We start from the raw sequence: 12,386 nt of genomic DNA, 5'->3' as shown, positions 1-12,386 counted from the left end.
AAAAATTTAAAACTATGAGAACATTAAAATATCTATTAGGCTACTGCTTGGTACTATTGGTCTTTGCAAATTGCACCAATGATAATGATAATTTCGATTATTTATCTACCGCCGTAGCCCCATCAAATATATCGGCCTTGTTTCAGGTTACCCAAGATAATACCGGGCTTGTTACTATTACGCCAAATGCCACAAGTGCTGTGTCTTATAACATTACCTTAGGTGATGATACCGCAGAACCAGTTATTGTAAAACAAGGTGAAAGTATTGACCATACGTATGCTGAGGGTAGCTATACCGTAACCGTTGAAGCTGTTGGTTTAACAGGTTTAAAAAGTGTCGTAACTCAAGATTTAGTAGTGTCTTTTAAAGCGCCAGAAAATTTAGTGGTAACTATTGAAAATGATGCTGCTATATCCAAAAAGGTTAACGTGACTGCTACGGCTGACTTTGGTCTGTCTTATGACGTGTATTTTGGAGAACCAGGAAACGACACCCCTGTGTCAGCAAATATTGGTGAAACAGCTTCTTACATTTACCAAGCACCAGGAATTTATACTATTAGAGTTGTTGCTAAAAGTGCTGCTATAGCCACAACAGAATATACTACCGATTTTGAAGTGACTGAAATTTTACAGCCTATTGCTTCAGCTCCAACGCCACCAACACGTGTTGATACCGATGTGATTTCAATTTACTCAAGTAGGTATACTGACGTTCCTGGTACAAACTTTTTTCCAGATTGGGGTCAAGGAGGACAAGGAAGTAGTTGGGCTACATTTGATTTGAACGGAGACGAGATGTTACAATACATTAATTTAAGTTATCAAGGGATTGCTTTAGCTGACGGGACAACTGTTGATGTATCAAGCATGGATTACCTTCACTTGGATGTTTGGACAGCAGATGTTTCAACAATAGAAACCTCATTGATTAATGGGCCATCAGCTTCAACAGAAAAACCTGTTGTGAGCGATTTAACCGCAGGAGAATGGACTAGTATTGACATTCCTATTTCTGCTTACACAGACCAAGGACTTACAGTAAATGAAATTTACCAATTGAAGTTTGTTGGTGCGCCATGGGCTGCCGGAACCGTGTTTATCGATAATATTTATTTCTGGAAAGAACCACAAATTGCAACAGCTCCTGATGTAGCAGCACCAAACCCAACATATGGCGCAGGTAATGTCATGTCTATTTATAGTGATGCTTACACATCTGTAGGAATAAGCGAACTTAATCCTGGTTGGGGACAAACCACGACTTTAACAGAAGTAAGTGTTGGTAGTAACAATATGTGGTTGTATGAATCTTTGAACTACACGGGTATTGTAACAGATTACGCTAATCCAACAGATTTGTCGGGAATGGACTTTGTACATTTTGATTACTTTACACCAGACGCCGCAGAACTGGGTCTTAAATTAGTCAATACGGTTGCAGGAACAGAAGGCATCAATTTTGTGGGAGATGTAGTAAAGGGAACCTGGGTAAGTGTAACCATTCCGTTAAGTGATTATGCCTTGGATAGATCTGCTATAACACAATTGTTATTTGATACCAATGGTGGAAGTGCCAAAGTATATATTGATAACCTTTATTTTTACTCTGAAACAAGCAGTACTCAGCCAACCGTTGAAGCTCCGGTTCCAACAATAGGTTCAGCAGACGTAGTTTCAATTTATAGTGATTCTTACACAGGGGTTCCATTGAGTGAAGTTAACCCAAATTGGGGCCAAACAACGACTCTTTCTGAGGTGAACATTGGTGGGAATAATATCTGGAAATATGATGCTCTTAACTATACTGGTATCGTAACAGATTATGCTAATCCAACAGACCTTTCAGGAATGACTTATGTACATTTTGATTACTTTACGCCAGACGCAACAGAACTTGGATTAAAATTAGTCAAAGCAGTTCCAAACATTCCTACTGAAGAAGACGTTAAATTCCTTCCAATGGTTACACAAGGCACTTGGGTTAGCGTGACGTTAGTTTTAGACACCTATGCCATAGACAGATCACAAGTAACACAGTTGCTTTTTGACACTAACGGCGGAAGCGCAACGGTTTATATTGATAACTTATATTTTCATAAATAGAAAAAACGAAACATATGAAAACATTTAAATATTTTTTAATAAGTCTTTTAGGCTTGATAGCAGTAACAGGTTGTCAAAAAGATGACTATGCTGTTGGAGACTTAATAGCTCCCTCAAACATTCAGGTAACAGTTGATATTGTTGGGGCAGATGCCACAAACCCCAATGGAGACGGTAGTGGTGAAGTTAATTTTATGGCTTCAGCAGATAATGCTATTTCCTATCAATATGTTTATAATGGTGAAATCAGACCCGCACCAGCCGGAATGCAAAGCTATAGTTTTGGAACATTAGGTTTAAATACCTACGCGGTAACGGTTATTGCTTTTGGTAGAGGTGGTATTTCTTCCAGTAAAACGGTTGAAGTAGAGGTGTTATCAACATATTCGCCTCCAGCAGATTTATTAACCATGCTTACAGCCGATAGCTCGAGAACATGGAAAATTGCTGCTGATGTCAATCAACATTTTGGGTTAGGTCCAATTGGAGGAGATCCATTCCAATATTATGGGGCCGCACCAGGAGACAAAGCCGCTACTGGCATGTATGATGACAGATACACCTTTAACATTGATGGCACCTTTACACATGACACCGGGGCCGATGGCTTTGTGTTTGGAAGAAAAGGACTAATTGATGAATTAGGAGGATCTGGTGGTACTGCCAATGGAGATGATATTGAGCAATATCCGTATGCATCCTATACTGCAAGCTGGTCGTTATCTGCTCCTGGAGGAGTAGAAACTATTAGTTTATCTGGACTTGGCTTTATTGGCTATTATATAGGAGGAAACCATAAATACGTCATATTCAGTCGCTCTGCCAACGAAATGGTTTTAAAATCAGCTGATGGCAATGGAACTTTTGACTGGTGGTTCAGATTAATTCCAGAATAAGACCTTTTTTATAAAAACAGAAACAACCAATTAATTGTTGTTAGGTTGTTTCTGTTTTTTTTAGTTAATTTATTAAAAATCAGCTAAAAAGATCTAATTTTTCAATAAACAGTTATATGTATTGATTATTGAAGGATTAAATCAAATAAAGATCAAACCTTGATCAACAACAACAAGACATTTTGAAATATTTTACTTGTATGCAAACCTCAGGTATGTTTAAACAAAATACAGTAAAGGGTTACTAAACATTTATGAATGACTAACTTAAACTAAATAAAACTATGAAAAACAATTTTATAAGATTAGCACTTTTCTTGTTTACTCTAGGAGTCTTTGCTCAAGCCAGTAAGGTATCTGTTGTGAATGATGATGAAGGAATGAAATTACAAGTAAACGGAAAGGATTTTATGATCAATGGCATGAACTGGGATTATATTCCTATTGGAACAAATACAGTTAATGCTAATTTTTGGAAAAACCCGGATGATATCATTAAAGCTGGGCTGGATTCAGATATGTCACTCTTAAAGAATATGGGTGTTAATGTCATTCGCCAGTATACTGGTGTTCCTGCAAAATGGATTAAATATATTTATGAAAATTATGGTATTTATACTGTTCTTAACGATCCTTTTGGCCGTTATGGGCTCACATTAGATGGTGTTTGGACGCCTGTTACAATTTACTCTGAGCCACGTACGCAAAAGGAGCTTTTATCAGAAATAGACAATATGGTAAAAGAATACAAAAACACTCCGGGTCTTTTATTGTACTTGATAGGTAACGAAAACAACTATGGCCTTTTTTGGGCAGGTGCTGAAACTGAGGATTTTCCTGATAGTGATGAAGAAAAGAAGTTTATTGGTGAACATCGAGGAAGACCTATGTATAAATTGATGAACGAAGCTGCCAAAAGAATGAAAGCTTTGGATTCATCTCATCCAGTTGCAATCTGTAACGGGGATGTACTGTTCATAGATATTATTGCAGAAGAATGTAAAGATGTTGATATATATGGGGTAAACTCATATCGTGGTGTTTCTTTCACAGATTTATTTCAGGTTGTCAAGGAGAAACTTGATAAACCTGTTATGTTCACTGAGTTTGGAGCTGATGCATTTAATGCTATTGATAACAAAGAAGATCAAAAAATGCAAGCCTATTATGATTTAGGAAACTGGAAAGAAATCTATGAAAATGCAGCAGGTATAGGAAAAGCCAATAACTCAATAGGAGGATTCACCTTTCAGTTTAGTGATGGTTGGTGGAAATATGGTTTTAATGATCGTAAAAATGCAGACATACATGATAATGATGCATCTTGGAGTAATGGAGGCTATCAAATAGATTATAAAGCAGGCGAAAACAATATGAACGAAGAGTGGTTTGGCATTTGTGCTAAAGGGCCAACCAATTCCAGAGGACTGTATGATTTATACCCACGCGCTGCCTATTATGCCTTAAAAGAAGCGCATAAATTAAACCCCTATGAAGATGGAGTAAATATTGACTTTATTGACAATTATTTTTCAAACATCAATTTAATGGATGCCGTTTTAAAGGCTCGTGGTGATAAAGCAGCTTTAAATTCTGAGGGTAATGATAAAATTCAAGTCAGTAATTTAAGAGCTGAGTTTACTACATATAACACGGGAGGGAGTTTAATTACAACACCTGATGAAGCTGATCCAAATGCAAATGTGTATCCCAATAAACTAGGGTTTGACCACATGCAATCTTACTATGTTGGTTTTGAAGGAAATCCTTCAGCTAATATGAGGGCCAATGTTAACTTTAATATCTTGGGGCATGTTGCAGAAAACCCTATTGATGAAATTTTTTATGAAAATAGAGGTCGTCCTCAAACTGTAAATACTCCTGATGGTACTGTTGATATATCCGATCCTAATAGGGTTCAAGTATATAGCGCAGAGTATGAATGGAATGCCAAAGATTTTGACTTAAGAGGGTTTTACAGAACAGGCCATTATCATTGGGGATATGAAGGCGATTTGTTTGGTTTGTATCCTGAAGCTAATTATGGTCCCAATCTAGATATTTATAATGGTGAGATATCAGGTTTTGAAATTGACGGTAAAAAGAGCTTGAACGGATTAAAAGCAGCCTTTGGACCTCAATTGTGGTGGGGAGCAAACCCAGCAGTTCTTTTAAAATATAGCACTAAATTAGGAAAATACGATGTAACGGGTATTTACCATGAAGATTTAGAACAAAGACAACAAGCTGTTACATCAGGAGCAATTCCTTTTCCAAAAACACGCAGGGCAACTTTGTCCATAGAAAGGGATTTTGGAAGTTTTGGAATTCAACTTGGTGGTATTTGGGCAGGAGATCCTTTAAACGGAAGAACATTTCAGGTTGTTGACGGAGGTACTTCTGGCAACTACATCATCAAAGAAGATAAAATATCCTCAAAAGACAATTGGGGAGGTAAAGCAAAAATAACCTATCAAAAGGGCAAGTTTAATTGGTATGCCCAAGCAGCAGCACAAGGCTTGGTTGCCAATGGAGGTGCCGATCAAACACAAACCTTTGCTGGTTGGAGATTAAAAGATACCGGAAGTGGTAACCAAACCAACTTTTTAACAGGTTTCGCCCTCACATTCGGCAATTTTCAAGTAGCACCAAACTTTTTATGGCAAAAACCGCTTGTAGCCGCTATGCCAAATGATGTGCAAGCTCCTGGCAGATTAAGAAATATTCAGGATGATCCATTTGCCGTTCGGGCAAACAGGCAAACAACAGCAGGAGAACTTTTATTGACCTATGATCCTACTCCAGGCACTTGGTTTTATGAATGGGATAATGATAGAGCTGAAGACGCAAAGTTAGCAATGAATTTTGGTTTTGTTTTTAATCACTATCCAACAACCCAAGATGCCGCTATCGGATTTTTGAGCAATCGTACCTCATTTGCTTTTCCAAACTCTGCACCTGCTCATGATTTGTGGGAAGCGAACTCTCGTATCGTTTCTAAGATAAGCCCAGATTTGGGATTGATTGCCAATCTTTACTTTGGTAATGCCCAAGCCAATGGTAGTGACAGCAGATTAATTGAAAGGTTTGGAGGTGACATTAGATTAATTTACAATAAAGTCAAAATAGTGCATTCCTTCAAAATTAATGATTGGGGGCCTTTTGACTATCACCGTGATTTCAACTTAACCTTTCCTGTACAGTTGATGTTGGACATATCAACATCGGTAGGTAAACCAAATTGGTTTATTTTACCTGGCACACGCATTGGAATTAGAGGAACTTGGCGTTCACTGAACCAATATTCTCCTAGATATCTTCCTAACCAAACAGCCAGCGAGTTTGCTACAGCTCCTATTTTGAGCCCCGTTGGATTTGACGATGGAAATGAATGGGAAATAAGAACGTACATACATATCAATATTGGGAAATAATTAAAAAAAAGAACATGGAAACTAGAAAATATATTTACATAAAAATCATATTCCTATTTGGGGTGATTTTAACGACTTCGATTAGTTGTCAAAGAGATATTTCAGACGATGCGGTATTAGCGGGTTTCTCAAAAAACGGAGATGTTTTTATTGATGGTTTTAGCTCAGGACTTGACTATTATCCATTTGGGGATTCTTATTTTAAAGCGTTTTCAGTAGATACTGAGACCAAATATGATGGCTCTGCCGCAATGCGTTTTGATATACCTAATGTGGGAGATCCAGACGGAGCTTATGCGGGCGCTATTTTCCGTACAGCCACCGGAAGAGATTTATCAGGATATGACGCTTTAACCTTTTGGGCAAAAGGCACTCAAGGCGGAACCATAAATGAAATTGGTTTTGGCCAAGATTTTGGTGAGAATAAATACCAAGTAAGCACAAGCTTTCAGTTAACAACCAATTGGAGACAATACATTATTCCCATACCAGACGCTTCAAAGTTAACACAAGAAACAGGTATGTTTTGGTATGCAGAAGGACCAGAAGATGGCAAAGGTTATTCATTTTGGATTGATGACTTAAAATTTGAAAAGTTGGGAACTTTGGCCCATCCAATGCCATCAATTTTAAATGGAGCTGATGTAAGTCAACAGACATTTATTGGTTCGGCCACTAAATTAACGGGGCTTACCCAAACATTTAACACGGCTTCAGGTCATAATCAAACGGTTTCAGCAGCTCCTGGCTATTTTGCTTTTACGTCTTCTAATCCAAGTGTTGCAACAGTTAATGAACTAGGAGAGGTTTCGGTAGTTGGCACAGGTACAACAGTGATAACAGCAACATTAGGAGGTGTTGATGCCAGGGGTTCATTAACATTAGAGTCCTTAGGTAATTTTACAGCTGCACCTACACCTACCCAAGACCCTAGCAATGTAATCTCTATTTTTAGTGATGCATATACCAACCAGCCAGTAGAATATTACAACGGTTATTGGGCGCCATACCAAACAACTCAAGGGCAAAATGATATTACAATCAATAATGACAATATCATTAAATACTCTCAATTAAACTTTGTAGGTATCCAATTTACAAAACCCACTATTGATATTTCTCAGATGACCAATTTTCATGTGGATATTCAGGTAGTAGGAACAATTGACCCAACTGATTATATCATTGTTAGGTTGGCAGATATTGGCCCTGACAATACTTTTGGGACAGGTGATGATTCATCAGGTGAAGTTAAATTAACAAGTGCCAATTTAAATGCTAATAGTTGGACCAGTATTGATATTCCATTGGCGAGTTTGACTACCTTAACAGGTAAATCCAATTTGGCACAAGTGGTGTTTGTTTCTGATGCCACCATAACAGATATTTATGTAGATAACATATATTTCTATGAAGTGCCAACAACACCCCCAACAGCGGCACCTAGTCCTACAGTTCCTGCAGGAAATGTGATATCAATTTTTAGTGATGCCTACACCAATGTTGCTGGTTCAGATTTAAACCCAAATTGGGGACAAGCAACCGTTGTAACACAAGTGCCTATTGAAGGAAACAATACCCTAAAATATGCTGGATTAAACTATCAAGGACTTCAATTGGGCAGTAGCCAAGATGTGTCAGGAATGACCTATCTGCACTTGGATTATTACTCGGCAAATTCAACGGCTTTAAATGCATATTTAATAAGCACGGGCCCTGTAGAAAAGGCTAAAGCGCTTTCTGTGCCAACGGCATCAGGCTGGGTAAGCTTAGAAATTCCATTGACAGATTTCAATCCGGTAAACTTGGCTGATATTATTCAATTTAAATTTGATGGTAATGGAGATATTTATTTGGACAACATTTATTTCCATAATTAAAAAGAAGGTATTTCATAAAATAAAACCAGCGATATGACAAATCAGTTTAAAATAAAATCAGAAACAAATAAGCGCACAAAATCAGGATCATTTATATGGCTTTTAGCAAGATGCTTATTTGTAATCATGCTGCCTCTTGTGATTTTTAATTGTTCAACCAGTGAGACACAGAAAGTCACAAATCTTACAAACTTGGTGATGCAGGATGAATTCAGTACAGACGGAGCTCCAGACCCAGCTATTTGGGACTATAATATTGGAACAGGTGACAACGGATGGGGTAACAGTGAGCTGCAATATTATACAGACCGCCCAGAAAATATAAAAGTTGAGAACGGAATGCTAAAGATAACAGCTCAAAAAGAGTCATTCATGGGGTCGCAGTATACTTCGGCAAGAATTTTGACCAAAGGATTGTTTGACCAAAAATATGGCCGTTTTGAAGCGCGTATCAAATTACCCTGGGGACAGGGAATTTGGCCAGCTTTTTGGCTGTTGGGGGCTAATTCAGATGAAGTTTCTTGGCCACAATGCGGAGAAATTGACATCATGGAGTACCGCGGACAAGAACCAACAACTGTTCAAGGTACCGTACATGGGCCCGGTTACTCAGGTGGTCAATCTATTTTCAAAAGCTATAGTTTACAAAATGACCGATTTGATACAGATTTTCATGTGTTTGGTATTGAATGGGGAGAAAACTATATAAACTTTTATGTTGATGATGTATTATACAACCAAATTACACCTGAAGATGTAACTGGAGAATGGGTGTATGACCATCCGTTTTATATCATTTTGAATGTAGCTGTTGGAGGTGGTTTTGTGGGTTCACCAAATAGTGAAACATCTTTTCCACAAACCATGTTGGTGGATTATGTAAGAGTTTATAAATAAAATACATCACATAATGTTAGGGTTGGTTTTTCATCAAGCCAACCTTTTTCTTAAAATCAAACCGGACAATACTGTCAAGGAAAATGTAATAGAACAGATGAAAATAAGAGTCAAGGATATTCTTTTTAAATCAAGTCTGGCACTGTTGATACTTTTATCAACGAATTGCACAAAGACCAAAAGTAATGAATCACCAATTCAAAATCTTAAAAAGCCTATGGATGTGTCCAATATGAAAAGTCAGGTATTCACTACAGCTCACAACACAAATTTAAGATTGTCTTTAACAGACCCTATTCAATTCACTGATTTCAAACAGCCAAAAGAGACAGACGCGTCCATTGTAGTGGACCCGAGCAAGCATTTCCAAACGTTTTTAGGGATTGGAGGCGCGTTAACAGATGCTTCAGCAGAAACCTTCTACAAGCTTCCAGAGGAAAAGCAAGACGCGTTTATTAAGGCTTACTTTAGTGTTGACAAGGGAATAGGCTATTCACTGGCCAGAACCCATATTCACAGTTGTGATTTTTCAAGCGAGAGCTACACTTACATAGATGAAGGCGATGCCGATTTGAAGACCTTTAACATTGCTCATGATAAGCAATATCGCATTCCCTTCATAAAAAAAGCCATTGCCACAGCAGGAAAATTGACCATGTACGTAAGCCCATGGAGCCCGCCCGCCTTTATGAAGACAAACAATGATATGCTGCACGGCGGAAAGCTCAAGCCAGAATTTTTTCAGCCATGGGCCAGTTATTACGCTAAGTTTATCAAGGCATATGAAAAAGAGGGAATACCTATTTGGGGACTCACGGTTCAAAACGAGCCTATGGCCGTGCAACGTTGGGAGTCTTGCATTTACACAGCAGAGGATGAGCGCGATTTCGTTAAAAACTATCTTGGGCCAACTTTGGAAAAAGAAGGTTTGGGAGATAAAAACATTATTGTTTGGGATCATAACAGAGACTTGATGTTCCAAAGAGCCAATGTTATTTTGAACGATCCAGAAGTGGCAAAATATGTTTGGGGCACCGGATTTCATTGGTATGAAGACTGGAAGGACGGTATCCCCATGTACGATGCCGTTAAGCGCGTTCAAGAAGCGTATCCTGACAAACATTTGATTTTTACAGAAGGGTGCAATGAAGCTTATGATTTGAGTAGAATAGAAAACGAAGACCCCAAATTGGCCGAGCGTTACGGAAAATCGATGATTCATGATTTCAATAACGGAACCGTGGCATGGACAGATTGGAACATACTTTTGGACCAAACTGGTGGACCAAACCATGTAGGCAATCTCTGTTTCTCGCCCGTTCATGGGAACACTCAAACGGGAGAGCTAACATTCACAGATTCCTACTATTATATCGGTCATTTCTCAAAATTTATCCGTCCAGGAGCCAAAAGAATAAGTAGCGCATCCAGCACAAACAGTCTGTTAACAACGGCATTTGAAAATGAAGATGGCAGCCTGGTTATTGTGGTAATGAACATTGGCGAAAACCAATTAAGTTACAGTTTGACCGTGCAAACCCAAACAGCTCAGCTAAAACTCTTACCGCATTCAATACAAAGTATTGTGCTAAAAAGCAATGAACAAGATGGTAAATAAGGACATAAAAGACCCAAGTATTAAGGTAAAAATGAACAAGTCATATACTATCTTAATTAGTTTAATAGTGGCGCTGGGCGGCTTTTTATTGGGATTTGACAGTGCCGTTATTTCTGGGGCCGTTAAGGGTATCACCATTTATTTTGAAATGACCCCAACCATGGTTGGGTTTTCGGTAGGCTGTGTTGTCTTTGGCGCCATGGCCGGAAACTTGCTGGCAGGTCCCATGAGTGACTGGTTAGGAAGAAAAAAAGTGTTGATTATCGTAGCGGCATTATTCAGTATTTCAGCAATATGGTCTGCTTTGGCAACAGGTTATGCGGAATTTATCATTGCCAGAATGATTGGTGGCATAGGCATTGGTGGCGCTATTTTGATAGCCCCAATTTATATTGCCGAAATAGCCCCACCTAAGTTAAGGGGCACCCTTGTGTCTTTCAATCAGTTGAATATTGTAATAGGCATTTCGGTGGCCTATTTTTCAAATTACTTTTTGGTTGACATTGGAACGGATAGCTGGCGGTGGATGTTGGGAGTTGAGGCCATTCCGGCCATCATATATTTTATCTCGCTTTTTACGGTGCCCAAAAGCCCCAGATGGCTCATTCTTAAGTTGAACAACATAGCTTTGGCACGAAAAATTTTAATGAAAATAGGTGGTGAAGCGTATGCCGAAATCACCATACAGGAAATTCAGCGTGGTATTGCAAAGAAAGAAACAAAGGGCAAGCTCAAAGATTTGTTGAGCAGTAAATATGCAACCATTATGATAATTGCGCTGGGCATTGCTTTTTTCCAACAAATAACAGGAATCAACGCCATCTTTTATTATGCGCCAACCATATTTGAACAAGCGGGCGGCAGTACGGATTCGTCTTTTCTTCAAGCCATTGTTGTAGGGCTCACAAATTTGGTGTTTACACTGGTTGCCATTTGGCTTATAGACAGATTGGGAAGAAAGCCATTATTACTTATTGGAACTACCTGTATGACCATTGCATTGTTGATGGCAACCTTTGCTTTTAACAATGCCACCTATGATTTTAATGAGAAGACACTTGAAAAAGTCAATAACACTGAAATCAAGATGGCATTGCAGGATTTAAAAGGCAGGTCATTTGAGAGCCAATCCTTATTGTTCAAGGAATTAAAACTGCTATTGACCCCTAAAGACGCGTTGGAGTTTGAACGAAATGAAATCAAAAACTTCATTCAGATAAATGACACCTTGGTCTTGATGGCTATTTTGCTGTACGTGGCTTCTTTTGCAATCTCGCTGGGCCCTGTTATGTGGACGCTCATTTCTGAAGTGTTTCCAAGCAAGATAAAAGGGATTGCCATATCGGTTGTGGGGTTCTTTAATTCGCTGGTAAGCTTTTCAGTAACCCAGGTGTTTCCCTGGGAACTGTCCCGTTTAGGGCCAACAACCACATTTGCCATATATGCGCTGCTTTCAATGTGCGCGGTTTTATTTGTATATAAGTTTGTCATAGAAACAAAAGGAAAAACACTAGAACAAGTAGAGGAATTATTAATAAGATCATAAACGTTTT

At 38.5% G+C, this 12,386-nt stretch carries 7 protein-coding genes; all 7 read left to right on the top strand.

The window, feature by feature from the left end; all coding sequences use genetic code 11:
- Window positions 1-14 precede the first annotated feature (14 nt).
- Window positions 15-2,108: a phage tail protein gene (locus IEW94_RS03265; RefSeq protein ID WP_188649913.1), complete on the top strand. Its 2,094-nt coding sequence runs from the start codon at window positions 15-17 to the stop codon at window positions 2,106-2,108.
- Between the two features lie 14 nt (window positions 2,109-2,122).
- Window positions 2,123-3,004, top strand: coding sequence for a glucan endo-1,3-beta-D-glucosidase (locus tag IEW94_RS03260; RefSeq protein ID WP_188649911.1), 882 nt, complete (start codon window positions 2,123-2,125; stop codon window positions 3,002-3,004).
- A 284-nt stretch (window positions 3,005-3,288) separates the two neighbouring features.
- The gene (locus tag IEW94_RS03255) at window positions 3,289-6,438 is read left to right on the top strand and encodes a glycoside hydrolase family 2 TIM barrel-domain containing protein (RefSeq protein ID WP_188649909.1); all 3,150 of its coding nucleotides are present in this window, start codon (window positions 3,289-3,291) and stop codon (window positions 6,436-6,438) included.
- Window positions 6,439-6,452: 14 nt separating this feature from the next.
- Window positions 6,453-8,318: an immunoglobulin-like domain-containing protein gene (locus IEW94_RS03250; protein ID WP_188649907.1), complete on the top strand. Its 1,866-nt coding sequence runs from the start codon at window positions 6,453-6,455 to the stop codon at window positions 8,316-8,318.
- Window positions 8,319-8,351: 33 nt separating this feature from the next.
- Complete coding sequence (locus IEW94_RS03245; protein WP_188649905.1) at window positions 8,352-9,215, top strand: glycoside hydrolase family 16 protein; 864 nt, start codon at window positions 8,352-8,354, stop codon at window positions 9,213-9,215.
- Window positions 9,216-9,312: 97 nt separating this feature from the next.
- Window positions 9,313-10,833: a glycoside hydrolase family 30 protein gene (locus IEW94_RS03240; RefSeq protein ID WP_188649903.1), complete on the top strand. Its 1,521-nt coding sequence runs from the start codon at window positions 9,313-9,315 to the stop codon at window positions 10,831-10,833.
- Window positions 10,814-12,379, top strand: a complete 1,566-nt coding sequence (locus tag IEW94_RS03235) for a sugar porter family MFS transporter (protein WP_229669429.1) — start codon at window positions 10,814-10,816, stop codon at window positions 12,377-12,379. The genes IEW94_RS03240 and IEW94_RS03235 overlap by 20 nt, the downstream gene beginning before the upstream one ends.
- Window positions 12,380-12,386 lie beyond the last annotated feature (7 nt).

It is taken from the genome of Yeosuana aromativorans (genome assembly GCF_014646655.1).
Classification (GTDB): domain Bacteria; phylum Bacteroidota; class Bacteroidia; order Flavobacteriales; family Flavobacteriaceae; genus Yeosuana; species Yeosuana aromativorans.
This window is presented reverse-complemented; position numbering and strand designations above follow the sequence as displayed.